Genomic DNA, 26,957 nt, shown 5'->3' with positions numbered 1-26,957 from the left:
AATATTTTGAAAAACATATCAATTATTTTAAATATAGCCCAAAAGAGATATAACAGAAAACTTAAAAGTAAACTTAAAAAAAGGAATAAAAGAAGAAAATATTCTTCAATTTATTTGACTATTAGAGAAGAGCTAAATAGGGATTTCAGCTATGAAAATCAGATAAACACTTGGCTACCATACAATATTTCCTATATTCTCAATCATGAAAAGACTACTTTTTTTGATAATGTTAATGCTAATCAAACTTATTTTGAGGATTACATAATAGAAGTGCCTGAAAAATTCTGTCTAATTAGTGCTCCAAGACAATCATATAAATTTATTAAAGAACTAACATTTGTAATTCTATCAGATAAATATAGGTCAGTTGAAATCGATTATAAAAAATGCAAATTAATTGATTTATCTGCCCAAATATACTTAGACATCATCTTACAAGATTTACACAAGTTCTTAAGAAAAAGGAACTCACACATTAAAACAAGCGCTTATTTAAAAAATATTAAAGGAAGCAATATTACTAACACTGATATTCAAAAAATATTATTTTCTGTTGGCTCTCCAGCAGTCATAAATAAAAGAACTCATCATTTCAATGACATTGTTACATATAAATTATGCACACACAACAAAGCTTCAAATAGACTTGAAAATGCGAAAAGAAAAGAAATTGACACTACTGAACTAGTTGAATATGTTATCGAATCTCTTCAGACATTAAACAAAACATTATCAGGTGACAGTATCGAGGACTTAAGCACTGTAATTGGTGAAATATTAATCAATGCAGAAGAACACTCAACAAATAATTATAGATTTTCAACTGGTTATTTTCAAAAAATAAAAAACCCTGAATTAGAAAGTGCTTATGGCATATTTCATCTAGTAATTATGAATTTTGGAGAATCTATATACGAAAAATTTCAATCCCCTTTATGTACAAATACTGACATATTAAGTAGGATGAAGACCTTATCAAACCAGTATACTCAAATGAACTGGTTTTCTAAGTCATTTGAAGAGGAGAGCTTATGGTCATTATACGCATTACAAGAAGGAATAACTTCTGTCTCAATAGACAGATATAAACGTGGCAATGGTTCAATTAGATTCATTGAAAGTTTCTTCAATTTAAAAACAAACAACAATGATGATGATAAAATATCGAGATTATCAATTATTTCTGGGAATACAAATATTATCTTTGATGGAAAATATAAAATAAACGAAAAGATAAATGGAACTGACATTTTTAAAGTCATGACATTTAACAAAAGTGGGAATATTGAAGACAAACCAGACAAGAAATATGTAAAACATACTTCAAATTATTTCCCTGGCACTCTTATTACAGCGAAAATTTTGATAACAAAAGATGATTTAGAAAAATATGAATGAGAATGTAATCGATTTAGAAGTGTTCAGAACACCAAGATCAAAAATATTTACAGGTAGGGATAGAGGTGAACAAGTTAGAAATGATTCTAAGATTGATAAAATTTATAAGCTACATGATAAAATTGAGATAATTATTCCAGATAACTTATTCTCTATTAATCCATCTTTTTTTGAGGAGCTTTTTGTCAATGTTGTTAAAGACTTAGGAGAAGAAAAGTTTTATGAAAAATTTACTTTTACCAACAGAGGTAGTTATTCTTATGAAAAACCTTTAAAAGAAGCTATTAGTAGAATTTTAAGAGAGAACACTGCTCTTGATTAAGTCATTATGGATATAGATTTTGTTTTAAATAAAATTGTCTCGAATGGAGACGAAGCTGGTATACTTGACACTGTAGATAAAATAGCTAACATTGTTATAGCTTTATTTACTGTATTTTTTTCCATTTACATATATTACGTAACAAAAAAAAGAGAAGACAATAAAGACAGTGAAAGTAGGAAAAGGGAATTATTCAAAACTCTTATTTTAGATCAAAATCTAAATCGCTTTTATTTATTTTTTGATAAGCTAGTTCTTCACTCCAATGAATTATTGACACGTCCTCTTACTGATCCTGAAAAAATGATAATCAACGAATTATATTTAGACGAACTCACTAGTTATAGATTGAATTTTTATGAGCTACTTAATGCAATAAACGATGACTTATATAATGATATTAAAAATAAATCAGATGATTTAATTGATGAATTAACAAACCATCTTTCTAATCCAAATTTAAACTTAAATATCCCATCTGTCTATCAAGACAATATTATTGCTACAATTTCAAAATTCAAGACTGAATCAATAAAAATTTTATTCAATTACAAATAAAAAAAATAACATTTTTTAAATTAGAATCTTTTCTATTATTACAATAAGTATAAATCAACAATAAACATCAAAATAAATTTTTGACACACCTTGTATATATTCTTTTTTCAAAGCTTTTTTCAAAGCTACTTTTAATTTGTCAGACTTTTTAAAAGCCTTAAAATAGTACTTTGTTTCATATTCCATAACCCAATAATGATTAAATTTAGAATAATCAAACCCATCCAAATCCATTAACCACTGATAATAATCATTTTTTAATGAATAATTGCAAAGCTTTTTAATTTCATCTGAAAACCCAACATCATATTTGTAAACTAGATTGATTACCTGACCCAATCTAAAATTTTCATCTTGATGAAAAAATCTTTTCAAAGCTGGATCTCTTTTTGTCAAATCTGGGACACTTTCAATAAATTTTCCTAACAACTCTTCTTCATAATCAATTAAATCAAAAATTGCTGATAAATAATAATAATCAGGTTTAAAATCTACCTTCAACTTTTCACAAATACTCCTTTTAATCTCATCTCTAATATTTGAATCTAAAAAGGAAACAGCGTAACCTAATGTTTCGAATTTATTATCATCTGAAAATAATGCAGTCACATTAAAATCATTCACTTCTAGAAGTTCAAGAATAAAACTCTTAATATCTGAAGCATTAGATCTCTCTGAATAATATTTAACTGCGTAGCTAAAAGCTGAAGTTTTTTGATAATTATGTTTCTTTAAAAGAAAAGCAACTCTTCTGGCATTATCACCACTAATATTTTTTTGATGAGATAACAATTGTGTAAATGCCTCATTTGGGACATAATTCCTCTTATCTATTTTCTCAACAACTAAAATTAGTTTACTTACCAAATTATTCAACTGATCCTTCTTAAATTTAATCCTTGAAAAAATCAAGACTAGATTACTCAAAATCAACTTTATGTTCTCATAAAGAACTTCATTACCACTTTCGCTAATATTTGTAACTGATTCTCCTAGGTTATCTAAATACCCACTAAAATGTTTATATATTCCATTTTTGCTTTCAACTTCTATCTTACTAATATCATATTTAAACAACAAATGTCTTGCATCTTCAAATTTCACATTAAACAACCACATTTTTAATACTGTCAGAGATATTTTCTCATACTTAGTAGCATATTGATTTTTAATTGTATGCAATGCAAAAACACCCTCTAATACTTTTTTAGTCAATTGCTTGTATTCACTGAATCTATTATAGATAATTAAATTAAACTCCAAAAAATAATATAATCTCAAAAAACTGGTGAGCAAATTTTCCTGAAAGTTATTCGAATGGTATGCTCCTAATTTATCATTAAAAGACATCCTTTTTATTTCATCCAATTTATAATCAATACTCCAAAATGCTCTTTCAAAAAAATTATCATCTTTTATCCATTTATATAAATCAAAAAAGTGTGGTGCATTAATTTTTATATCTGCCTCCTTAACCTCTATATTCTCAACACTTAATAACTCAAGCAATTTTGATCTATCTTCTTCAAAATAAACACTAGAAATCATTCTTCTTAACTGAATCAAATTATATTTTGCTATCGTAGAAAAAATGATCTTTTTATTAGAGTTAGCTTCTTTATCTACCTCTTGAAAAATACTAACTGCTTCTCCAAATCTACCCATTGAAGAACTTGTATAACCTCTCCTTAATTTTTCATGCAGACTATAATTCTTTGAACTATCATTCAACATTTTTATAGCATGTGAAAAATTTAACTTATCATAATTACATCTCTCACAGTTGCAATCTTTTGACAAGTGTAAATCATGTATACAAATCCTGAAATTTTCTTTCTTTCCTTTTCCTGACCAACTTACATGCTCAATACAATTAACTCTTAAAAAATTTATTACCCTTTCCAATTTTTCTGAAACAACTTCATTATAGTCTTGTCCTGAAACTAAAAGCCTTTCATTTTCCTTTTTTATTTTACTGAGCAAATCAAAAAAATCTTCATTATCAGTTTTAAGATGTGAATCCCAAATATTTGTATGATATGGAGTGCCTAAAAATGGATACAATTGTGAGATTATATTTGTTGGTATTACATTCATACCTTCAAATAAATCAATGGTATAAATAACCTTATCTATTATGTCTTTATCTTTAACTTCATCCTTAATAAAGCTGTAATCAGCTTTAACTTCAAACATCATATTGTGTTTATGATGCTGTGTCTGTCTAGATAATTGAACCTCTTTTATGAAAATTCCAAAATTGTCTTTATTGATTATATTTTCAGAAGGGATGTATATTTGTATCGTAGGTTTACTTTTTTTCTTTTTTTGAGTTTTTAACTCATTTTCTTTGAAAGTAATTCTTTCTGGTAGTGATCCATCAAGTTGTATTGAATACCAATATGTTGTATCTGAAACAATATCTGTATAGAAAAAGATAAGAGCTTCAGTCAATTCATAGTAATATTGTTTAACATGTCTTAACTCTAACTGAAAAGATATCTTTCCATAATCCTTATGATTTCTCGTAGCTATTGCTTTTATTGGAGTATTCGTACCTTTATTTTGGCTTTCAAAAAAAAGGATTTGGTTTTGATTTTCTCTATTATAAACATGACAATAATAATCTATACCCTTTTCTTTTTTTTGTTCTGACTCATGCTGTTTATATTCAAATCCATTGTCTTTAAATAAATCAATTAATTTAAGCTCCAATTTATTATCAGCTGCTATTTGAATTTCATCATTTTTCTTCATATTCTTCTCAAGACAATTAGTCTAAATTTATTTAAAAACATTATTTTAGACAAACAATATGCCTATTCCAAAAGTAAGAAACTGCTGAATGAAAAACATTATAAATGAATCAACTTTTGAAAAACATATTAGAGAAGATATTTTAGCTAATATCCTTTCTAAAAATGAAAGTTATAGACTTTTCAATTTCAAAAAAGCTGTTGATGTATTAATTGCCAAAAATGGATTGAATCCTGAACTATATTTCATTGAGATTAAGTACCATAAAAAAAGTCATGGAAGATTAGGTTTTGGACATGGCAAAGGAGGTGGATTCCAACCTGAAGTTTTAGAAAACAATACTGATTACTTTGAAAACAACCTGATGTGGATTCTTGGACATGAGGATAGTGAGGAATACTGGTTTGTTGACAACAATCTTTTAAGAAAATACTTGAATGGTGATACTGTTGGTGAAAAATATAATGGTATTAAAATAAAATTTTTTAAAGAGCAGCAATCCATAGCAAAAGAAGAACTAGAAATTCAAATAAAAAAATGGCTAAAAATTAAATACTAATGATTATGAAAAAAACTAATTACAGATTAGTAGAGTACACAGAAGGCTCATCATTTAAAAAAGGATTATTTCACAAATGGTTAGGTAATAACCCTGAAAATGTATCTGCTATAATTGAAAACATAGAAAATGGCAAAGTTTTAATTGTTGGAATGAGTGCCTTAAAATTCTTAAGTGAAAGTGAATCTGAAAAATTTTGGTCAGATGAGCAAAACAAAAAGATGTATTAAACTTTTTAAACCCAACTCCAATTAAGAAGTTGGGTTTTTTTCAACTCAAAAACCAATGGTAATCATTATCACCATTTAGTGCTTTTAACAATCCATTTGAAAACTCAAATGCATTCAAATTCCTATCAAGGAAAGTATCAATATAACTGGATTTATTAGCCTGTGTGAATAGATTAAAAACATTCCACAGATTTATATCTCCATTTTCATTTCTACAGAAGCTACTATCCAAATAATAATCTTTTGCTATAGAGTTTAAATGCCCATCATTGAATTGCAAAATTGGAATTTCAGCTTTTTCTTTTTTAGGTAAATAATGATACAATCTGGACTTACCCAATAGCTGTGCAAACTGATGTTCAGTAAGATTATATTGGGTTAGAAGCTTCATATCATGGATATGCTTTTCTGCATTGTAATTCTGCATTACATTTAGAATTTGGGATTGTAATTCCTGAATACTACCAACACGCATTTCTTCAACAAAACCATCTGAACTTACACAAAGATTGCAACACACCTTGTTTTGAAACCCTATAAAGAATTTAAATTTTTCAAATGACTTCTTATTGTATAAATTCTCTTGATTATATGCTCTTACTCCTCCTATAGTCAAAGCTATTTCATTCCCATTAATTGTATCTTTAATACTTGGAATCCTGACAATAAAAGCCATTCTTTCGTAGTAAATAGTTTTTTCATGTTCTAAAAGGTCTTTTACATTCTTATAAATTGCATCAGGAGTTCTGCCTTTAATCTGATGAGAAACTCTTATCTCTGGTGAATCAACAACATGATGATTAAACACTTTTAAAGCACAATCCAAGACTATATCTATAAATTCTTGGTGAGCTATGGTTTTCTCATTATCCTTGCTAAAAACAGGTATAATACAGTCATTCTTTAAGTGATGTAAATCCACCTCAGCAGTATTAGCTTCTATAAATGGTTTTGGAATGTAAACAGGCTTAGATTTCACAGTTCCTTCTACCACTGTAGAAGATACTATTCTGTTTTGATTTACTGGCAATAATTGCAAATCAGGGGTTCTTTCAATGAGTTGTAGTTCCATTGGTGCTAAAGTTTTTAGGGTTCAACAAAATTTCCTTCGAATTGATAGTGTCCTTCTGAAGTTTAAAATCATACTCTAATAATTCCCTCCAGTTACTATAATGCTCGTATAGTCCTTTTAATTCCTCTATTGTAGTGGTAGCTTTAATTTTCTCACGTGCATCTTGTAAATTAGTTCCAGAATTACACCATTCTAAAATCTTTCTGCCAGTAGAAGAATTAATAATAAATTCAGGTTTACCCATAAACAAGCCAGTTCTATCTTTAGAAGAAACTGCGAAATGTTTAATATCTACATCAAACACAATTGTAAATTCATAATCCAAACCATCTTTTTGCACTGCTTTTAACCCCACTTTTTCAGGAATGAATTTCCCATCTTTTTGATTTAACACATAATCCTGTTTAGTACGCATAGTTGCAATAACATGAGCATCAACTTGAAGAATCCTATCTACAAAAGCTTTTTGCATAGGAGTGATTTTAGCCCAATTAGTAAATGAATTTCCTGCTAAACTGGAATGATAGTCCAATAAGTAATCCCAACAATGCGAAGTACTATCAATAATAATTACTTCCATACCTGCTTTTTCGCAGACATCAATAGCTTTAATATAGTTTTCAGGTGTAAAAGGAGGTGTTAATGTTAACACATTATACTGTCCTAGATGGGCATATAAATCTGCACTCCCATTTTCTGTATCTATAATGGCTATTTTAGAAAAATCTCCATTAGTTAAACCTTGTGCTAGTAATAAACTAGAATAAGTTTTTCCTGCTCCAGCAGGAGCTTGTAAAGCCATTTTTATCTTGGCTTTTTTTCTTTCTGAATGTCTTAACTGCATAATTTTAGTATTTAAAAAAGTTAATATTTTAATGAAAGGGCAAAAAAAATAGCCAAATCACAATTTGGCTATTAGCATAAAAATTTTCTGAGATAGGCTAAAACAGTAGTATCTTAAATTTGAAACCCTTAACTTTGTGTATACTACAAAAGCTAAGTCCTTAGCAGGCTTCCTCCTCCAAGTTCGTGCGTTGTTAAATCAAAGATTTTCAAGATGGGGAAGATTTTAAAAGAAACCCCTATGAGTTGTAAAATTCCTTCTGCCCTTTGAAAAGGAATAATGGGAGTATTGAAATATATAAATAAACACGTCCATTTTTCGAGACTGTATATATAATATTCCCAAAAAATGGACGTGACAAAATTAATTTTATTTAGTCTTGGAGTATTTGGTATAGTTGTTTAATTACCTCATCATACTTTGCTTCATTTTCTGTTGTAAGCTCAAAATCCAAATAGCTTAAAGGCTGTAGAAGGTTAATCACGTTATTATTGGAAGGTATAGACTTAACATCAATTATTCTCTTTATATTTTCCCTTCTTCCAGTAGGAATTTTATCAGGTTCAACTATAAAAAAATCATCCATTAATTTTGTATATAGTTGTTTTAACCCTAAGTCTCTTTTAAACTCAAAAACTTCATTATTTAGCAACTCATCATATTGAATTAGAGATATTAATTCCATTAGCAGTCTTTGGTCTTCTTCATTAAAAAAGTCCCTTGGTGGCTTATTATTAAAATACTCATAATTTAGAGTAGAAGAACTATAAGTCTTTTTATTACTCAGAAGCTTATTCCTAAAATGATTGATAATTTGAAATAGTTTGAGTTTCTTTCTTTCTTTTTCACTTAAAACCTCCTCAGTAACATTTTCAGCACATTTTATAGAATCCAAGAAGTAAGTTCCTCTAGAATACTCTTCATCTTTACTTCTACTATTTGTAAATTCACTATTATAAAAATACTCTGTAGAATAATACTTAAATGCTATAAATCTCAGAAGTTGTATTTCAAATGGTCTAGAAGAAAAAGGAGATATTTTTACCCATTTAGTTGAATTACTTTTCTTAAATCTTATGGAAAAATTCGAAAACAATTCATTTCTAAAATCATTGTAAGCCATATTAAAATCTGACTTATCTATAAGGCTATAGAGGTAATCTTCTTTAAAAAATTGATCAAAATACCTATTCAGTCCTTTCTGAATTTTATTCTCCTCAAAAAACAAATCTGTCTTGTAATTTACCTTAACTAAATTACAGTTTACAAATTGATTTGTAAATGCACAATATGTTACATAAGCTGATAAATCTTCCCCAAAAAACTTAATTGTGTTAGCAAGATATTCCTCTCCTCTATCTAATTTAAAAATTGAATAGGGTGGAAAATCTAATCTATTTAATCCATTTCTATTAGAAGAATTCACATAATCAATTTCATCTTTCACATTCTCTTCTAAAACACTATAGTAAAAGTCTTTTAACAATAAATCTTGTAGTATTAAAGGGTAATACTTTACAATTTCTGAATCATCATAATGTTTTACCTGTTCATAAATCCTTTTAAAAGCTTCAATCTGCATCTCATTCATCCCAGTATGAACTAATGAGGAATAATCAAACACATCAGGTCTAGGTAAAATAATATGAATCTCCCCTTTTTTCCTTTGTCTTGCTATTGCTTGTATTACTGAATTTATCCCATCAGAAAAAATACCTGACTTATTTCTAAACCATAATCTTGTTGCTCTAGGAGGTAATATGATTATAAATGCGTGATTACTTTTTCTAATACTTACACCAGTCTTAAAATTCGTACCAATATTACATTTACTTTCATCATACCTATTTTTAGGAGCTTCATTTTGAGTTCTTTGATTTGAAACTAATTCAGAAGTACAATCATTTAATCTTCCAAACTTATCAGTCAACAATTTACCAACCCCTTTCTTATCCTTGACTATATCTTTAACAAGTGATTTTGAGTAGCATAAAATATCAATATTCTTGTCTCTTTCAACCAAATCATTTATTACTCTCACTATCTCATTAGTTGTTTCTGAAAAGTTATGCTCAGAACTATAATGCAAGTACAATTCACTTTGCTTTTTTGGAAATCTTTTTCTTTGGGATTCAATAATTTGAATTTTTCTATCTGTTAATTCAGCTAGATACTCTATTACAACCTTAGAAGCTTCATTAAAAGTAGCACTTATTATAAAGTTCTTATGCACTACATTTTTCCACTTTAGAAGATTAAAAAACAATTCCTCTTTAAAATTTTGGATAGCATCATGTATCTCATCAAATACAAAAACAACCTTTATTTGATTTAATTTACAGTGTGTTATTAATCCATTAAGATACTCCCTCTTTACATCTGAATTTTTGAATCCATCTTCACCAGGATTCCCAAGTAATGTATTTACTGTTACTACTTGAACAGACTTATTTATATAACTGATATTTGTATTCCTGCCTAAATTCAAGTAGTTATAAATTTCATTTTCTGGAATACCTCCATCCTTGTGAATATCATTAACATACTGTTCAACTAAACTCACAAAAGGGGTAGCTACAACAATTAAATATTTTTCTTTAGAGTCATAAAATCTTTTAATAGTCTTAATAATTGCATGAGACTTTCCACTTCCAACTGATGCATTTATAACTACTGTATTTTTCTCTTCTAAGAGAATTTCAGGTTGTAAAACTTCATTTATGAATCCTTTTTCATTTGGCTCTATTATGGTTTTATCTTTATTCTTGATTTGAAATGTAGCTAAGGATTTATCTAAAACATTAGAAGTCTTAAAATCAATTGGATTTATCTCTTTAAACTCTATGGGAAAATCTTGAAAATGAATATTTGGTAGTTCCATAAAACAATAATTAGCTGTAATGTAAATTTAAACATCACAGCTAATTCTCTAACCTTTTTTATCCAGTTTTTTACTTAACTTCTTCATATGCTCACTAACTTTAGTCTTAACAACCTTTCCATAATGAGCCTGAGTTATACTCATTTCTGAATGACCTAGTAACTCAGATACTATTTCCATAGGTATATCATTGTAAAGTAAAACTGTAGTTGCAAATGTCTTACGAGCCAAGTGATGTGTTAAGTTCTTTTCAATTCCCACTATTTCAGCTATCTCTTTGAGATATGAATTAAATTTTTGGTTTGAAATTACTGGCAACAATATATCAGATTCATTTTCATACTTAGCAAGTATTTCTTTTGCCTTAGTTAGTATTGGAATTGACACTTCTTTGTTAGTCTTTTTTCTAACAATTTTAATCCATTCAAACCCATCAAAACCAACCTCAACATGCTTCTTTTCTAATGAACTCATTTCATTATAAGCTAATCCAGTATAACAACAGAAAACAAACATATCCCTTACATTCTCCAATCTCTTTTGAAAAAATGTATGATTAGCTAATGTTTCTAATTCTTTTGGACTCAAAAACACAACTTCTTTTTTAGGCTTTGGATTCTTATGAAGCATAAAAGGGTCTTTAAAAATATAATCTTTTGCCACAGCAAACTTTACAATTTGTCTAAACCTCTGAATAGTTTTGTATACAGTATGTTGTTTAAACTTCTTTTCTGCTTTCAAATAGAATTCAAATTCTGTTATAAAATTTGCCTTTAATTGCTTTAACATGTAATCATTCTTTTTGAATTTATACCAAATGAAAGATTGCAAATGATTCTTGGTTTGATAAAACTTTGCAACAGAAACTTTAGTGGTTTCTATACCTATCAACTTTTCCTGGTTTTTTATATGTTCATTAAAAGCATCCAAAATTGACTTATCAATATTAAGTTTAACACCTGCATATTGATTATATACATCATGAACTGTAAACTCATTACCCTGAACTTGTAGAAATAAAAAAGCCTGATTAATTTTATTCTTAATCAGGCTTAACTCACCATTTACAAATACACTCTCTTGTATTGTTGGTTTACATTTTTGGGTTTTACCATCCCAATACTTTGAACTTACAAACAAACCAGTGGCAAAGGGTTTTCTTTTCCCTAAATATGTAATCCTACATTCTATTGGGCATTCATTATTTTTATTTTTTTTACTCTTCTTCAATAAGAAAAGAATGTTGATTTTTGTCATAATTATTCTCGTTAAAAAAGTGGGACACCTATTATTTTTTTGGGACACCAAATGGGACACCTAGCAGTAAAAAAACTGGGACACCTAAATTTGATTTTTTAGGAGGTTTTTTGAAGGTTTTTAATAAAAACAGGGTGGTAAAAATGAAGTACAGAAAACTCTGTGAAGCCCAGTAAAACTGGCATAAAATAAAAAAACTCCTTAATTTCTTAAGGAGTTTTTTGTGGGCGATGAGGGGTTCGAACCCCCGACCCCCTCGGTGTAAACGAGGTGCTCTGAACCAGCTGAGCTAATCGCCCGTAATCATTATCTGATTGCGAGTGCAAATATAAAACAGTTTTTGATACTTCCAAACAAAAAAATAAAAAAAATCAAATTACTTCAGCAACTACAAACGTGCTACCACCAATGTAAATAAAATCAGTAGTCGAAGCACTTTTTAAAGCCGCTTCGTAAGCAGTTGTTACTGAATCGAATACTTGACCTTCTAAGCCATATTGCCTAGCTTTTTGCTGCAAAACATGAGCATCCAAACCTCGTGGCACATTTGGTTTACAAAAGAAATACTTTGCATTTTTAGGAAACAAGACTAAAATATCATCCAAATCTTTATCATTAACAACGCCTAAAACAAAAAAAAGAGCATCAAACGCATATTTATTAATCTGATTAAGAACTATTTTTAATCCGTGACTATTATGAGCCGTATCACATACTACAACAGGATTTTCATGAAGTTGTTGCCATCTCCCCAATAAACCAGTATTTTCCACCACATTCAACAAACCTTTTTTAACCTCATCTTCTCCAATATCAAAATGATTTTTTAAAATGTTTATTGTTTGTATAACGGTTTTCTTATTATGAATCTGATAATCTCCAAGCAAACCACAAGGGAAATCGTCGTGTATTATATCGGATGCAAAATAAATATCAGCATTACACAACTTCGCCTTTTCAACAAAAACAGGTTTAGTTTCCGGAGTATATTCACCAACCACCACCGGAATCTTTGTTTTTATTATCCCAGCTTTTTCTGCAGCAATAGCTTCAAGAGTATTTCCTAAAAACTGTGTGTGATCAAACCCAATATTAGTGATAACCGACACTAAAGGTGTAATAATATTGGTAGAATCTAAACGACCGCCCATTCCAACTTCAATAACAGCAACATCAACATTTTCTTTTACAAAATAATCAAATGCCAATCCAACAGTCATTTCAAAAAAACTCAATGAATTTACCTCAAAAAAAGATTTATTTTGACGTATAAAATCGACCACAAAATCTTCATCAATTTTCTGACCGTTAATTTTAATGCGTTCCCTAAAATCTTTTAAATGCGGGGAAGTATATAAACCTACCTTATATCCAGCTTCTTGAAGTATCGAAGCAATCATGGAAGAAGTAGACCCTTTACCGTTGGTACCTGCTACATGAATACTCTTAAACTTTCGCTCAGGATTACCCAAGTGCGAGGCCAACAAAATAGTATTGGATAAATCACTTTTATATGCAGAAGCCCCCTGATGTTGATACATAGGCAGCTGTGCAAACATCCAATCTAAAGTTTCCTGATACGTCATAAAACCTTAGCGTTATTCTCCTAATTTAAAATTGATTACAATAAATCCGATTTGTGTTTCAGGTGCATCACTATCCGGTTGCCATTTAAACTTTCTAGCAGCAGATAATGCAGGATTAATTAAACACGGATTTGTATTGGTAGTACCTTTAGTATATTTTGCTGCAATAACATTTCCGCTTCGATTTACGGTAACTTGCACTACAACCCTTCCCTCTTCATTACAGTCCTGAACCTCTTTAGCCGGAACACTTAACTTTCTTCCTGCCAAGCCCCAACTTGTTCCATTTCCAGAACCGGTTCCACCTCCACTGCCATAAAAACTATTAGCATAACGATCTCCATTTGGATCACCTTTATCACCTGGCACACCATCGTTACCATGACCACCTTCTGCTCCATCGGATTTTGGCCCGTTAATCAAGCTCTCTAAGGCACTGGTGGTATTTTTACTAGGCTTTGGTTTTGGTTTTACTACTTCCTTAACTTCTTTTACAGGCTCTTTAACTTCATTTTTTTTAATTACAGGCGCCTCTACAGCATCTTGAGTAGCAATATCTTCTTCAACAGCTTTTTGTGGCTCAGCTTCTTCAGGTTGTGGTGCCGATTTAATAGGTTCCATAGGCTGTACTTCTCCTTGACCTACATCGGAAGTACCAAAATTAATGGCGATACCATTTTCTGGTGGCGGATCCATATATGTTAATCCGAAGAAAAAAAACAATAAAAAGAGTATCACAAAAATAATTGATGTGATGGTAAACGATTTTTTTTCTTCTGGTGTTTCTAAATACTTCATAACGATTTATTTAGGTCGGACTGCTAACACGATTTTTATCTGATTTCGGTTCGCTATATCCATTACATACACTGCTTTTTCAATTGGCACTCCTTCTTCAGCTCTTAAAATAACAGCTTTACTTTTATCACTTGCAAGCATCGAAAGTAATTTCGATTCTATTTCTGTTTCAGCTACTTCCGTTTTATCAATATAAAATTTCAAATCTTTATCAATACTTACCGAAATGTTCTTATTACTATCTGTTTTTCCTTTTGCTTTTGGCAACACTAAGTCTAACGCATTGGTTGTAACCATAGTAGATGTAAGCATAAAGAAAATTAATAGTAAGAATACAATATCCGTCATAGACGACATATTGAATTCGGGACTAACCTTATTTCTTCCTCTAATATTCATACTATACTGGTTCGTTCAATAAATCTAGAAACTCTACTGCATTGGCCTCCATTTGATGAACAATCTTATCCGTTTTAACTACCAAGTGATTATATCCGATGTAAGCAATTAAACCTACAACCAAACCTACAACAGTAGTTGTCATCGCTGTATAAATTCCTTCTGCCAAAGCACCAACTTCAATTTGACCACCGCCGCTTGCCATTTTATGAAATGCAAGAACCATACCAACTACAGTTCCTAAGAATCCAGTCATTGGACCCGCTCCAGCAATTGTAGCCAACATACTTACGTTTTTCTCTAAATTGTAAATCTCAAGTTTACCTGCATTTTCGATAGCTGTATTAATATCTTCTAATGGTTTACCAATTCTAGAAATTCCTTTTTGAATTAAACGAGAAACTGGTGAATTTGTAGAAGCACATAACATTTTTGCCGAATCAATTCGCCCATGAGAAATATGATCTTTAATTTGATTCATGAAGTTAGAATCGATTTTCGAAGCCGCTTTAATAGCCATCAAACGCTCAAAATAAAGATACAATGCAAAAAAGAGCATTAAAAATAAAGCTATCATGATTATTTGACCCGCTAAACCTCCTGAGGTCAATAACGACCATATCGATAATGTTTTCTCAACTGGAGCTGGATCTGCTAACACTTCATTAGCTACTGCAAGTGAATCGGCTTGAAGAAATAAACTCATAAAAAAATTTGTTTTCAGGTTTTATAAATATAACGACAATGAAGTCTAAAAATTGTTGTGTAAATATATCTTTAATTGGTATCAAAACAAAAAATTCCTTCAACGAATCGAAGGAATTTAAGAGTATTTTATAAAATTAAGTGAACTTTGAAAATTACACCAATTGTTTTAAAGCAATTTCAAAAGCTCTAGCGCTAATATTTTTCTTGTCGGAACTCAAATCATACGTTTTTTGAATCGCTTTTTTAATGATATCATAAGTATCACTAAAAATCGCTTCGTCAGTCATAGCAACTTTTTTCTCCATGAAATAAGCAAATACACGAGCCATTCCACAGTTTGAAATAAAGTCAGGAATCAAACTTACTTTAGAATCTACTTCTTCCATGATAGGTCCGAAGAAAATTTCTTTATCGGCAAATGGAACGTTAGCACCACATGAAATTACTTCTAATCCAGCAGCAACCATACTATCAACTTGTGCTTTAGTTACCAATCTCGAAGCCGCGCATGGTGCAAAAATTTCGGCACCAATTGACCAAATTTTATCGTTAATTTCAGCAAAAGGAATCATGTTCTCTGCCACCAAAGTATTTCCGTTTTTATTGCGGAATAATGTTGTGATTTCTTCGAAAGTAAATCCGTTTTCATTAATCACACCACCATCTCTATCGATAATACCCACCACTTTAGCTCCCATTTCAGCTAAATAGAAAGCTGCTGCAGAACCTACATTTCCAAAACCTTGTACAATAGCTCTTTTTCCTTGAACATTCCCACCATAAATATCATAAAAATGACGAACGGCTTGTGCAACACCATACCCCGTAATCATATCGGCTACGGTATATTTTTTTGAAAGATCTGGAGAAAACGTAGTGTTTTCTATAACTTTCACTACTCCTTGACGCAATTGTCCGATACGGTTAATTTTATCGGCTTCGGTTGGTTTAAAGTGTCCATTAAAAACTCCTTCCTGAGGATGCCAAACCCCACAAGCTTCTGTCATTGGAATTACTTCATGAATCTCATCAACATTTAAATCACCACCCGTTCCATAATAGCTTTTCAACAGAGGAGAAACTGCTTTATACCAACGTTGCAACACATCTTTTTTACGCGGATCGTTAGGATCAAAATTAATTCCTGATTTCGCTCCGCCAATTGCAGGACCAGAAACCGAAAATTTAACTTCCATCGTTTTCGCTAACGAAAGTACTTCATTCATATCCAAACCTTTACGCATACGAGTTCCCCCACCTGCAGCACCACCGCGTAATGAATTTATAACCGTCCATCCTTCCGCATCAGTTTCTGCATCTTTCCAATGGAATACTACTTCAGGCTCTTTATTTTCGAATTTTTTAAGTAAATCTTTCATTATAATATATTGTATTGTTTGTTAAAAAGTGGCACAAATATACTTTGATTCTGTAAAAAACTCAAAGATTTTTAGGTTTATCATAAATTACTCCAGAACTGTGATTTTGAGTTGCTCCAGTTACACTAGCCAACACATTCACTTCGCCTCTAAGCTTTAAAACGCCTAACAGTGCAAAAATGAGTGCTTCTTTGAATTCGATGGTTTTTTTATCTGGGATTACCAACTCCATTTCAGGGAGATAAAAACGCATGCGTTCAATTAGAAAATCATTATAGGCTCCACCCCCCGTCACTAACAATTTCCCTTTTTTAGACTCTAATGCTGCTGCAATTTGAAATGCCACATGTTCTGTGAATGTTCGCAAAACATCTTGAATGGAAATTTCATTTTTTTCGAGTAAAGGAAGAATAATTTCTTTCACAAATTCATAACCAAGTGATTTCGGATGTTTTTCTTGATAAAATGGCAACTGATTAAGTTCTAAAAGCAATTCGGGTGAAATTTTCCCACTTTTTGCAAGCTGCCCTTTGTCATCATAATTCAGTCCTAATTTATTGGCATAAAAATTCAGAACCGTATTTACCGGAGAAATATCAAATGCAATTCGCACCTCATTTTCCTCAAAAGAAACATTTGAAAACCCTCCTAAATTCAAACAATAATCAAAGTCAGAAAACAAAATTCGATCACCAATTGGAACTAATGGTGCGCCTTGACCGCCCAACTTCACATCTTGAACACGAAAATCACATATTACTTTTTCATTTATAACTTCAGCAATTTCAGGCAAATTACCTATTTGCAATGTAAATCCGTTTTGAGGTTGATGTAGAATCGTATGTCCGTGAGAACAAACTGCATCTAAATTTTGAATTTTATATTCGGCTATAAATTCACGAATAATTTTACCCAAAAGCAGCGTATACTCTTTGTTAAGCTGCAGCAATTCAAAATCAGAAAAACCGACAGCTTCTTTCAATCGTTTTACCCAATCGTCTGAATATGCAACAGTCTTAGATTCAGCAATTGAGAACTGCCATTTTGCTTGATGTACCGAAAATTGAATGTGTGCTAAATCCACTCCATCTAAGGAAGTTCCAGACATTACTCCAATAACATTATATGTAGTATTTTGCATGGGTTAAAAATAGTCAATCTAATTGAAAACTAGGAGAATTATAGCTATATTTGGGCACTAAAAATTCACATACAAAACGATATAACAATGAACTTTAACTTATCTGAAGAACATTTAATGATTCAGCAAGCAGCTAGAGATTTTGCTCAGACTGAATTATTGCCGGGTGTAATCGAAAGAGATGAACATTCGATATTCCCAACTGAACAAGTAAAGAAAATGGCTGAACTTGGTTTCTTAGGAATGATGGTTGATCCAAAATACGGTGGTGCAGGTTTAGACAGCATTTCGTATGTTTTAGCTATGGAAGAAATTGCTAAAGTGGATGCTTCTGCTGCTGTTATCATGTCTGTAAACAACTCTTTGGTTTGTGCCGGTTTAGAAAAATATGGTTCGGAAGAACAAAAAATAAAATACTTAACACCGCTTGCTAAAGGAGAAGTAATCGGTGCGTTCTGTTTATCGGAGCCCGAAGCAGGTTCGGATGCGACTTCACAAAGAACAACGGCTATAGATATGGGTGACCATTATTTAGTAAACGGAACTAAAAACTGGATTACCAATGGAGGAACAGCATCTACCTATTTAGTAATCGCTCAAACTGATGCTTCCAAAGGTCACAAAGGAATCAATGTTCTTATTGTTGAAAAAGGAATGCCAGGTTTTGAAGTTGGTCCGAAAGAAAAGAAAATGGGAATCAGAGGTTCTGACACGCATACTTTATTATTTAATGATGTAAAAGTTCCTAAAGAAAATAGAATTGGAGCCGATGGTTTTGGTTTTGCTTTCGCAATGTCAACATTAAATGGTGGCCGTATCGGAATTGCATCACAAGCTTTAGGAATTGCGCAAGGTTCTTATGAATTAGCTTTAAAATATGCTCAGGAACGTGTAGCGTTTGGAAAACCAATTTTCAATCACCAAGCAATTGCTTTCAAATTAGCAGATATGCACGTGAAAACTACTGCAGCTAGATTGTTAATTCACAAAGCGGCTTCTGAAAAAGATCAAGGATTAGATATTGCTCATTCTGGCGCGATGGCTAAATTATATGCTTCTGAAATTGCTTTAGAAGTGGCTAATGATGCTGTACAGATTCACGGAGGTAACGGATACGTAAGCGAATACCATGTTGAGCGTATGATGCGTGACTCGAAAATCACTCAGATTTACGAAGGAACATCTGAAATTCAAAGAATTGTAATTTCAAGAGGATTAGTAAAATAACTCATCCCAATAAAAGTAAAAAAGGCTGGTTAAACCAGCCTTTTCTTTTTAATACTACAAGTTAATTATTTACTGGAAATTATTTTTTTCATACTTACACCACGATCGGTTATTACTTTAACAAAGAACATTTGACCTTCACCTTTGTTAAAGTTAGGATTCAATACTATTTCTTTATTAGGATAAGCATTGTTATCATCATAAGTCATAACTAATAATCCTTTGTAATCGAAAATTTGAATTCGAGCTTTTGATTGATAATCGAAATCGTATCGGATGGTCAAACTTTCTTTAAACGGAACCGGATAAGCAGTAAACATTGCCTCTACATTATTTAGAGTCGTATTTTCAGTTATAGCAGTACTAGGACAATCGCCTGGTAGTGGTGTATCGTCATGACAACCTGAAACGGCATCTATACTACCTATACTTGTAGGAACCAAAACTGGAGCATCTGCACCAACTTTAGTGTAACTGCTAAATGTATATGTACTGATTAAATCAGCTCCTGAATATACCCCACCAATCAATGATTTTACATCGTATTTAACGGAAACCACATAGGTATTACCCGGTACAGCACCAGTTATAACATAATGAGCATCAGATCCATTTACGATAGTTCCTCTAAAAGCAACAGTTTCACAATTATCAGTATACAAACGAATTTGTCTAGAATTTTGAACTGCAAAATATTTATTCAAATCACCATCATTGGTTTGTTTAACATCTATTATAAAACTTGAACTCGGAGCAACAATATTGGTATAATAGAAGAACACCCCAGGTATTGCATTGGCCACTATATTGCCTTTAACTGTTGTACAAACATTTAATAAATTATATGCTGTTCCTGAAATATAATGACAACATGCTGTTTGAGTTGGAAAAATATGACCTTCGGGACATGGTATCAACTCTACATCAACTTTATCATTTTTAGTACAACCATTTGCATCCATAATGCCAATATCATGATTACCAGTGTTTAAACCTGTAAAATCATGAGGAGAGTCAAATGCTTCATAACCACTACCATCTATACTTATTTGATATGGTGGAGTTCCTCCTGAGAAAGTTACAGTTACACTACCTGTTGCAGTACCCGCACAGTTTTCTGGAAGAGATGATAAAGACAACTCTAAAGCTGTTGGTTCACCAACCATTTCACTACCGTCATAGGTACAACCATGTGCATCTTTAACTGTCCAGTTGTAGGTACCTGCTGCCAAATTATCGTAAACCACACCCGAAACTTGTGAAGCATAGCCACCACCGTTGAAGTTTACCATATAAGGACCAGTTCCACCACTAAAATTCAAAGTTATCGATCCGGTTGAATCACCATGACAAAGTACATCAGTATGAGAATCACTAGCTTCTAAAGCGTCCGGTTGTGTAACCGTAGCATCACAAGCTGTTGCATCATCTAATGTTTGTACTCCATCGGTAATTAATACCGTATAACTTCCTGCCGGTAAATCAGAGAAAGTAGCTTCTCCTGGTTCTGTATTCACTCCTAAAACACTGGCTAATTGTGTAGTTAAGTCGGATGTATATAAATAGAAATTATAAGGAGGGAACCCACCAGAACCTCTAGCTAAAATTGACCCTGTGGAATCACCGTTACACGCTACTGGTGTTGGTGTTGTTAAACAGGCTATAGCACAATTGTTACTTACCGTAAACGAAGCTATAACCACATCGGTATGGTTACATGCATCAGTAATAGTCCAAGTAACTTGAGTACTTCCACCTGTGAACAATGGCGCAACAGGATTTAGAGGATCCATGGTTATTGAATTTGGAAGTGTACCTCCATTAACTACAACTACCCCGGAAGCAATCCAAGCATTGAAAGCATCGTTGATTTGACTTTGTGCAGCATCCGGACTAATTCCGCAAGGCGTAGAAGCAAATCCAGGATCTTTTGTAATGTCTGGTAAAACTAAAGATGGTTCGTTAACCATTTCACTACCGCTATAAACACAATTGTGAGCGTCTTTTACAGACCAATTGTAAGTTCCTGCAGCCAAATTATCGTAAACCACACCTGAAACTTGTGTAGCATAACCACCACCATTAAAGCTCACCATATAAGGACCAGTTCCACCACTAAAATTCAATGTTACCGAACCCGTTGCTGCACCATTACAAGCAATATCTGTATGAGAATCGCTAGCTTCTAGAGCATCTGGTTCTCCTACCATTTCACTACCGTTATAAATACAATTGTGAGCATCTTTAACAGTCCAATTGTATGTACCTGAGGCCAAATTATCATAAACTATACCCGAAACTTGTGTTGCATAGCCGCCACCGTTGAAGTTTACCATATATGGACCAGTTCCACCACTAAAATTCAAAGTTACCGATCCGGTTGAATCGCCATGACAAAGCACATCGGTGTGAGAATCACTAGCTTCTAAAGCGTCTGGTTCTCCAACCATTTCACTGCCATTATAAACACAATTATTTGCATCTTTAACAGTCCAATTGTAAGTACCTGTAGCTAAATTATCGTAAACCACTCCCGAAACTTGTGTCACATAGCCACCTCCGTTAAAGTTTACCATATACGGAGCAGTACCACCACTAAAGTTTACGGTTACTGATCCAGTTGAATCGCCGTGACAAAGTACATCGGTATGAGAATCACTAGCTTCCAAAGCATCTGGTTCGCCAACCATTTCACTACCGTTATAAACACAATTGTGAGCATCTTTAACAGTCCAGTTGTATGTTCCTGCTGCCAAATTATCATAAACTATACCCGAAACTTGTGTTGCATAGCCACCACCGTTGAAGTTTACCATATACGGAGCAGTTCCCTCACTAAAGTTTACGGTTACCGATCCAGTTGAATCGCCATGACAAAGTACATCGGTATGAGAATCGCTAGCTTCTAGAGCATCTGGTTCTCCAACCATTTCACTGCCATTATAAACACAATTATTTGCATCTTTAACAGTCCAGTTGTATGTACCTGCAGCCAAATTATCGTAAACCACTCCCGAAACTTGTGTCGCATAGCCACCTCCGTTAAAGTTTACCATATACGGAGCAGTTCCTCCACTAAAGTTTACGGTTACCGATCCGGTTGAATCGCCATGACAAAGCACATCGGTATGAGAATCGCTAGCTTCTAGAGCGTCTGGTTCTCCAACCATTTCACTGCCATTATAAACACAATTATTTGCATCTTTTACTGTCCAGTTGTAAGTACCTGCAGCTAAATTATTGTAAACCACTCCCGTAACTTGTGTCGCATAGCCACCTCCGTTAAAGTTTACCATATACGGAGCAGTTCCTCCACTAAAGTTTACGGTTACTGATCCAGTTGAATCGCCGTGACAAAGTACATCGGTATGAGAATCACTAGCTTCCAAAGCATCTGGTTCACCAACCATTTCACTACCGTCATAGGTACAACCATGTGCATCTTTAACTGTCCAGTTGTAGGTACCTGCTGCCAAATTATCGTAAACCACACCCGAAACTTGTGAAGCATAGCCACCACCGTTGAAGTTTACCATATAAGGACCAGTTCCACCACTAAAATTCAAAGTTATCGATCCGGTTGAATCACCATGACAAAGTACATCAGTATGAGAATCACTAGCTTCTAAAGCGTCCGGTTGTGTAACCGTAGCATCACAAGCTGTTGCAACATCTAATGTTTGTACTCCATCGGTAATTAATACCGTATAACTTCCTGCCGGTAAATCAGAGAAAGTAGCTTCTCCTGGTTCTGTATTCACTCCTAAAACACTGGCTAATTGTGTAGTTAAGTCGGATGTATATAAATAGAAATTATAAGGAGGGAACCCACCAGAACCTCTGGCTAAAATTGACCCTGTGGAATCACCGTTACACGCTACTGGTGTTGGTGTTGTTAAACAGGCTATAGCACAATTGTTACTTACCGTAAACGAAGCTATAACCACATCGGTATGGTTACATGCATCAGTAATAGTCCAAGTAACTTGAGTACTTCCACCTGTGAACAATGGCGCAACAGGATTTAGAGGATCCATGGTTATTGAATTTGGAAGTGTACCCCCATTAACTACAACTACCCCAGAAGCAATCCAAGCATTGAAAGCATCGTTGATTTGACTTTGTGCAGCATCCGGACTAATTCCGCAAGGCGTAGAAGCAAATCCAGGATCTTTTGTAATGTCTGGTAAAACTAGAGGAGGCTGAGTTATAGTTACTTCGGTATTTCCCGAACATCCTTTAGAATCGGTTATAACCACGCTATAGGTTCCCGCAATCAATCCAGACAAATCTTCTTGATTGGCTTGACCACTAGGAATCTGACCACCGTTTGAAGCAGTCCATGCAAATGTATAAGATGGAGTGCCCCCTGAAGGTGTTAAATTAATGGCTCCCGTTGCAGCACCATTACAACTAATATTTGTTGGTGTTATAATACCTGACGGCAATGGATTGATAAAAATATTTATTGGAACCCGATCACTTTCACAATTCAATTCTGTGTTGTAACAACTGACATAATATGTAGTATTCTGAGTTACATTTGAAGTATCCGGCGCACCTGGTAATGGATTACCACCTTCTGCTGCCATATACCATCGTGTTACCAACCCTTGACCTGAGCAACTTACACTTAAGTTAACAGAACCTGGTCCGCATCGAGAAACATCTGATACACTAGGATTTGCAGGTTTAGCATGGAATTCGTTGGCCACAAAATCTTGAAGAGAAGCATCAACCGATTGTGAATTTCTTGTTTCCAACAAAAAGCTGGTAAAACAATGGTCTGGAAGTTCTAAATCACCTAAATCAATATATCCTTCAAAAAAAGCACCTGGTAGATATTGATTAGGTAATGGAGTTGTCGACCCTAATTTTTTCCCTTGATAAGTCCATGCCGCTACTGTGTTTGGAGCTGCTAATGTTGCAGGTGTGAACTCTAATCCTGAATTTACCATGGCATTATCATAGGCCCCTTCATAATGAAGCGCTCCATTCATCCATTGATAAACTCGTATTTGCACCATTCCACCTCCATTGGTGAAATTACTAAGAACCAGTAAATCACCATTAACATGTGTCCCACTAAACGTACCCCCATTAACCGGAGCTACTCCACCTAAGAAAAACCAAAAACCAATTTGAGCATCACCATTAATAGCAGTTCTATCCCCAGCAAAATATAATTTATTATTGATTATTGCTGCGGCCGCATTGGAGATATCCCCTTTATCATTGGTATTCCCAAATGACCAACCCCACTCAGGGATTAAATCTGGATCTTGTGAACCATTTGTAAATTGACTATCATTGGTGTCATTAGCATCTCGAACATGTACTTTTACAATAACAGAAGAAGCACTACCTAATACACCACCCCAATCACTAGTATGACCATCTATGGTGATATTTTGAGAAAAAAGATTCCCAGTGGTTAATAGCCCCACCAATACACTGTACAACAAAATTTGTTTTACAAAACTATTACGACTATTATTAAAAGTATTGTTTCTATTACTATATAATTCCTTGTTTAAACATAGAACATTAAAACACCAATTTCTAAATGCCATCACTAGTAAACTACAGGAGCTACTAACTTTGGAGGCATTTTCACTAAAAAATAATATAATTTTTTTCATATAATACGGTTTTAAACCATATTATTAGAGGAAGCACATGTCAGAAAAGGGAAACATAAAAATTAACGCCTTTTCAATCTGAAATTGAAATTTTAAGATTATTTCAAAGAAGTAAAAGAGAAAAATGTCAATTTGATTTATGCGGAGGTATTATTGCATTTGGCAATCACAATTAACCATAAAACCGTCAAACAACCCTATAAAGTTTATTCACACAAATTTAACACTATTTTTAGTAGTAGTACAAACAATAAAACAAATTAGTAAGACTTTAACTTTTTTAACAAAAATTTGATTACCAACTAGTTACAATCAAAAACGATTCGTATCAACTAATTTAAAAAAAATAGAAAATGGTTATAAAAACAACTAAAAGTTCATTAGAAAAAGAAAAAATATGACCTTAAACTAAACTTTTATTTCGACAAAAAATGAAAATGAAAATTGTTAGATTTTCAACTTAAGAAACACAAAATTTTGAATAAAACAATCGAAACGAATTGAAAAACATTTTTACAAACAATTGAAAATCAGAATATTAAAGAATATTACTATCAAAAAAAACAAAAATTTTTAACATCTTTATGGCTAAAATCTTATGAATTTATAAAAAACATGCATTTCGTCGATTTTTTTGTTAATTTCATCGATTTATTTATTTTAACTACTTAATTTTGAAGCAGTTAACAATAAACAATCAATCATGAAAAAATTAATTTGTGCCGCCCTATTATTTACATACACCTACGGAATTGCTCAAAGCAAAAATGATTTATGGAAAAAAGGTAGTTCAAACGAAACTTCTGAGAAAATTGCAAAATCGAAATTACCCCTAAATAATATTTTCGATTTAGATTTACCAACAATGAAAAACGTATTGGCTAAATCTCCAAAAAGAAATCAAAACAAAACAAATTCAAATACAATAATTGCCTTACCTAATGGAGATGGTAAAACAGAAAACTTTAAAGTTTATGAAAACTCTATTATGGAAGCAGAATTGGCTGCTAAATATCCAGAAATCAAAACGTATATAGCTATTAGCCAAGAAAACCCAACTACATACGCATATATTAGCTGTACTCCGTTAGGATTTAAATCGATGACTGTAGCACCAAATAAAGAGACTGTATTCATCGAACCAATTAATGCTACACATACAACGTATAGTGTTTACAAAAAATCAGATCGTAAATCTGCCTTAGATAAATTCGAATGTGGTGTACTTGATGCAGCAACTGAGGCATACAATCAACCTACAACTACAGCTAGAGGTGCAGATGATGGTAAACTACGTACGTTCAGATTAGCATTATCTTGCACTGGAGAATATGCGAGCTATTTTGGAGGAACAAAAGCTTTAGCTTTAGCCGGAATGGTTAACACATTAACCCGTGTAAATGGAATTTTCGAAAGAGATTTTGGAGTACGTTTACTATTAATTGGAAACAATGATAGTGTTATATACACAAATGCATCAACAGATCCTTATTCAACAAAAGCTTACTGGGCAAATGAATTGCAAACAAACTTAACTTCTACAATCGGAGATGCAAATTATGATATCGGACATCTATTTGATGCTGTTCTTGGTGGTGGTGATGCTGGTTGTACAGGATGTGTAGGTGTAAATGGATACAAAGGCCGTGGATATACTTCTACTTTATCTGTTCCTGAAGGTGATGCTTTCGATATTCAATATGCATCTCACGAATTAGCTCATCAGTTAGGAGCCAATCACACATTTACTTACAAAACAGAAAGTGGAAACTCAGCACAAATGGAGCCAGGAAGTGCTTCAACTATTATGGGTTATGCTGGCGTTACAATAAAAGATATCCAACAACAAGCTGACGACTATTTCCATGCTATCAGTATTCAACAAGTTACCGATAACGTTAAAACCAAAACATGTGCTTCAATCACACTAACCAATAATGCAACACCAATTGTAAATGCAGGAGCTGATTACACGATCCCAAAAGGAACGCCTTTTATGTTGACAGGATCGGCTACCGATGCAAATACGAGTGATGTTTTAACTTACACTTGGGAAGAAATGGATTTGGGTAATGCAACTACAACAGTTCCAAATGCTACTGCAACTACAGGACCAATTTTCAGATCTTACGCTCCAAGTAATACCCCTATTCGTTATTTCCCAAATATGAATACCATATTAGCAGGATTGACAAC

General features: G+C 32.7%; 19 protein-coding genes and 1 tRNA gene (1 of these 20 running past the window's edge). 7 read left to right on the top strand and 13 right to left on the bottom strand.

The annotated features are described in order from the left end of the window. Positions 1-6: 6 nt before the first annotated feature. Genes ACZ1JT_RS08290 through ACZ1JT_RS08280 form a run of 3 tightly spaced genes read left to right on the top strand, consistent with a single transcriptional unit; the run spans position 7 to position 2,281 of the window. On the top strand, positions 7-1,401 hold the full coding sequence (locus tag ACZ1JT_RS08290) for a hypothetical protein (RefSeq protein WP_465093367.1): 1,395 nt from the start codon (positions 7-9) through the stop codon (positions 1,399-1,401). Then, complete coding sequence (locus ACZ1JT_RS08285; protein ID WP_465093366.1) at positions 1,394-1,723, top strand: DUF4325 domain-containing protein; 330 nt, start codon at positions 1,394-1,396, stop codon at positions 1,721-1,723. The genes ACZ1JT_RS08290 and ACZ1JT_RS08285 overlap by 8 nt, the downstream gene beginning before the upstream one ends. A gap of 6 nt (positions 1,724-1,729) precedes the next feature. Continuing rightward, complete coding sequence (locus ACZ1JT_RS08280; protein WP_465093365.1) at positions 1,730-2,281, top strand: hypothetical protein; 552 nt, start codon at positions 1,730-1,732, stop codon at positions 2,279-2,281. A 54-nt stretch (positions 2,282-2,335) separates the two neighbouring features. Here the strand turns inward: ACZ1JT_RS08280 and ACZ1JT_RS08275 are convergent, their stop codons facing one another. Then, positions 2,336-5,038: a hypothetical protein gene (locus ACZ1JT_RS08275; protein WP_465093364.1), complete on the bottom strand. Its 2,703-nt coding sequence runs from the start codon at positions 5,036-5,038 to the stop codon at positions 2,336-2,338. An 88-nt stretch (positions 5,039-5,126) separates the two neighbouring features. Here ACZ1JT_RS08275 and ACZ1JT_RS08270 point away from each other — a divergent pair, with 88 nt between their 5' ends. Both ACZ1JT_RS08270 and ACZ1JT_RS08265 read left to right on the top strand, forming a co-directional pair. Continuing rightward, the gene (locus ACZ1JT_RS08270; RefSeq protein ID WP_465093363.1) at positions 5,127-5,597 is read left to right on the top strand and encodes a hypothetical protein; all 471 of its coding nucleotides are present in this window, start codon (positions 5,127-5,129) and stop codon (positions 5,595-5,597) included. Positions 5,598-5,602: 5 nt separating this feature from the next. Next, a complete protein-coding gene (locus ACZ1JT_RS08265) occupies positions 5,603-5,827 on the top strand; it encodes a hypothetical protein (protein ID WP_465093362.1) in 225 nt (74 codons plus the stop codon). A gap of 40 nt (positions 5,828-5,867) precedes the next feature. On the opposite strand, the gene ACZ1JT_RS08260 is transcribed toward ACZ1JT_RS08265, so the two are convergent. From ACZ1JT_RS08260 to ACZ1JT_RS08210, 11 genes are all read right to left on the bottom strand, one after another. Beyond that, the gene (locus tag ACZ1JT_RS08260) at positions 5,868-6,899 is read right to left on the bottom strand and encodes a DUF3871 family protein (protein WP_465093361.1); all 1,032 of its coding nucleotides are present in this window, start codon (positions 6,897-6,899) and stop codon (positions 5,868-5,870) included. Beyond that, positions 6,880-7,743, bottom strand: coding sequence for an AAA family ATPase (locus tag ACZ1JT_RS08255; protein ID WP_465093360.1), 864 nt, complete (start codon positions 7,741-7,743; stop codon positions 6,880-6,882). The genes ACZ1JT_RS08260 and ACZ1JT_RS08255 overlap by 20 nt, the downstream gene beginning before the upstream one ends. Positions 7,744-8,116: 373 nt before the next feature. Then, the gene (locus tag ACZ1JT_RS08250; protein ID WP_465093359.1) at positions 8,117-10,624 is read right to left on the bottom strand and encodes a DEAD/DEAH box helicase family protein; all 2,508 of its coding nucleotides are present in this window, start codon (positions 10,622-10,624) and stop codon (positions 8,117-8,119) included. A 48-nt stretch (positions 10,625-10,672) separates the two neighbouring features. Further along, entirely contained in the window at positions 10,673-11,881 is a 1,209-nt protein-coding gene (locus ACZ1JT_RS08245) for a tyrosine-type recombinase/integrase (protein ID WP_465093358.1), read from the bottom strand. 224 nt (positions 11,882-12,105) lie between these two features. Next, a tRNA-Val gene (locus tag ACZ1JT_RS08240) sits at positions 12,106-12,180 on the bottom strand. Positions 12,181-12,252: 72 nt separating this feature from the next. Next, positions 12,253-13,467 carry a bifunctional folylpolyglutamate synthase/dihydrofolate synthase gene (locus tag ACZ1JT_RS08235; RefSeq protein WP_465093357.1) on the bottom strand — a complete coding sequence of 405 codons (1,215 nt, stop codon included), beginning with the start codon at positions 13,465-13,467 and terminating at the stop codon, positions 12,253-12,255. A 12-nt stretch (positions 13,468-13,479) separates the two neighbouring features. Next, positions 13,480-14,265, bottom strand: a complete 786-nt coding sequence (locus ACZ1JT_RS08230; protein ID WP_465093356.1) for an energy transducer TonB — start codon at positions 14,263-14,265, stop codon at positions 13,480-13,482. A gap of 6 nt (positions 14,266-14,271) precedes the next feature. Beyond that, positions 14,272-14,664: an ExbD/TolR family protein gene (locus ACZ1JT_RS08225; protein WP_465093355.1), complete on the bottom strand. Its 393-nt coding sequence runs from the start codon at positions 14,662-14,664 to the stop codon at positions 14,272-14,274. 1 nt (position 14,665) lies between these two features. After that, positions 14,666-15,370: a MotA/TolQ/ExbB proton channel family protein gene (locus ACZ1JT_RS08220; protein WP_465093354.1), complete on the bottom strand. Its 705-nt coding sequence runs from the start codon at positions 15,368-15,370 to the stop codon at positions 14,666-14,668. Positions 15,371-15,524: 154 nt separating this feature from the next. Then, complete coding sequence (locus ACZ1JT_RS08215; RefSeq protein ID WP_465093353.1) at positions 15,525-16,751, bottom strand: Glu/Leu/Phe/Val dehydrogenase dimerization domain-containing protein; 1,227 nt, start codon at positions 16,749-16,751, stop codon at positions 15,525-15,527. Between the two features lie 61 nt (positions 16,752-16,812). Further along, a complete protein-coding gene (locus ACZ1JT_RS08210) occupies positions 16,813-17,892 on the bottom strand; it encodes an anhydro-N-acetylmuramic acid kinase (protein ID WP_465093352.1) in 1,080 nt (359 codons plus the stop codon). Between the two features lie 87 nt (positions 17,893-17,979). On the opposite strand from ACZ1JT_RS08210, the gene ACZ1JT_RS08205 reads away from it, so the two are divergent. Then, positions 17,980-19,119: an acyl-CoA dehydrogenase gene (locus ACZ1JT_RS08205; protein WP_465093351.1), complete on the top strand. Its 1,140-nt coding sequence runs from the start codon at positions 17,980-17,982 to the stop codon at positions 19,117-19,119. Between the two features lie 65 nt (positions 19,120-19,184). Here ACZ1JT_RS08205 and ACZ1JT_RS08200 read toward each other — a convergent pair whose 3' ends face one another. Beyond that, positions 19,185-24,761 carry an Ig-like domain-containing protein gene (locus ACZ1JT_RS08200; protein ID WP_465093350.1) on the bottom strand — a complete coding sequence of 1,859 codons (5,577 nt, stop codon included), beginning with the start codon at positions 24,759-24,761 and terminating at the stop codon, positions 19,185-19,187. Between the two features lie 703 nt (positions 24,762-25,464). Between ACZ1JT_RS08200 and ACZ1JT_RS08195 the strand changes: the two genes are divergently transcribed. Next, a protein-coding gene (locus ACZ1JT_RS08195) for a reprolysin-like metallopeptidase (protein ID WP_465093349.1) crosses the window boundary here: on the top strand, positions 25,465-26,957 show its beginning. The gene runs 2,002 nt beyond the window's last position; 1,493 of the gene's 3,495 nt are visible here — the first part of the coding sequence; the start codon lies at positions 25,465-25,467; its stop codon lies beyond the right edge, outside the window.

This window comes from Flavobacterium sp. IC2-16, from assembly GCF_055521455.1.
Note: the sequence above shows the minus strand (reverse complement) of the source record. Positions and strands in the feature narration are given on the sequence as shown.

What these genes read in the sequence shown, in the direction of transcription:
- ACZ1JT_RS08250 (WP_465093359.1), bottom strand. Translation starts at nt 10,624, where the DNA reads ATGGAACTACCAAATATTCATTTTCAAGATTTTCCCATAGAGTTTAAA.
- ACZ1JT_RS08235 (WP_465093357.1), bottom strand. Translation starts at nt 13,467, where the DNA reads ATGACGTATCAGGAAACTTTAGATTGGATGTTTGCACAGCTGCCTATG.
- ACZ1JT_RS08230 (WP_465093356.1), bottom strand. Translation starts at nt 14,265, where the DNA reads ATGAAGTATTTAGAAACACCAGAAGAAAAAAAATCGTTTACCATCACA.
- ACZ1JT_RS08255 (WP_465093360.1), bottom strand. Translation starts at nt 7,743, where the DNA reads ATGCAGTTAAGACATTCAGAAAGAAAAAAAGCCAAGATAAAAATGGCT.
- ACZ1JT_RS08225 (WP_465093355.1), bottom strand. Translation starts at nt 14,664, where the DNA reads ATGAATATTAGAGGAAGAAATAAGGTTAGTCCCGAATTCAATATGTCG.
- ACZ1JT_RS08200 (WP_465093350.1), bottom strand. Translation starts at nt 24,761, where the DNA reads ATGAAAAAAATTATATTATTTTTTAGTGAAAATGCCTCCAAAGTTAGT.
- ACZ1JT_RS08270 (WP_465093363.1), top strand. Translation starts at nt 5,127, where the DNA reads ATGAAAAACATTATAAATGAATCAACTTTTGAAAAACATATTAGAGAA.
- ACZ1JT_RS08210 (WP_465093352.1), bottom strand. Translation starts at nt 17,892, where the DNA reads ATGCAAAATACTACATATAATGTTATTGGAGTAATGTCTGGAACTTCC.
- ACZ1JT_RS08265 (WP_465093362.1), top strand. Translation starts at nt 5,603, where the DNA reads ATGAAAAAAACTAATTACAGATTAGTAGAGTACACAGAAGGCTCATCA.
- ACZ1JT_RS08220 (WP_465093354.1), bottom strand. Translation starts at nt 15,370, where the DNA reads ATGAGTTTATTTCTTCAAGCCGATTCACTTGCAGTAGCTAATGAAGTG.
- ACZ1JT_RS08275 (WP_465093364.1), bottom strand. Translation starts at nt 5,038, where the DNA reads ATGAAGAAAAATGATGAAATTCAAATAGCAGCTGATAATAAATTGGAG.
- ACZ1JT_RS08245 (WP_465093358.1), bottom strand. Translation starts at nt 11,881, where the DNA reads ATGACAAAAATCAACATTCTTTTCTTATTGAAGAAGAGTAAAAAAAAT.
- ACZ1JT_RS08280 (WP_465093365.1), top strand. Translation starts at nt 1,730, where the DNA reads ATGGATATAGATTTTGTTTTAAATAAAATTGTCTCGAATGGAGACGAA.
- ACZ1JT_RS08215 (WP_465093353.1), bottom strand. Translation starts at nt 16,751, where the DNA reads ATGAAAGATTTACTTAAAAAATTCGAAAATAAAGAGCCTGAAGTAGTA.
- ACZ1JT_RS08205 (WP_465093351.1), top strand. Translation starts at nt 17,980, where the DNA reads ATGAACTTTAACTTATCTGAAGAACATTTAATGATTCAGCAAGCAGCT.
- ACZ1JT_RS08260 (WP_465093361.1), bottom strand. Translation starts at nt 6,899, where the DNA reads ATGGAACTACAACTCATTGAAAGAACCCCTGATTTGCAATTATTGCCA.
- ACZ1JT_RS08285 (WP_465093366.1), top strand. Translation starts at nt 1,394, where the DNA reads ATGAATGAGAATGTAATCGATTTAGAAGTGTTCAGAACACCAAGATCA.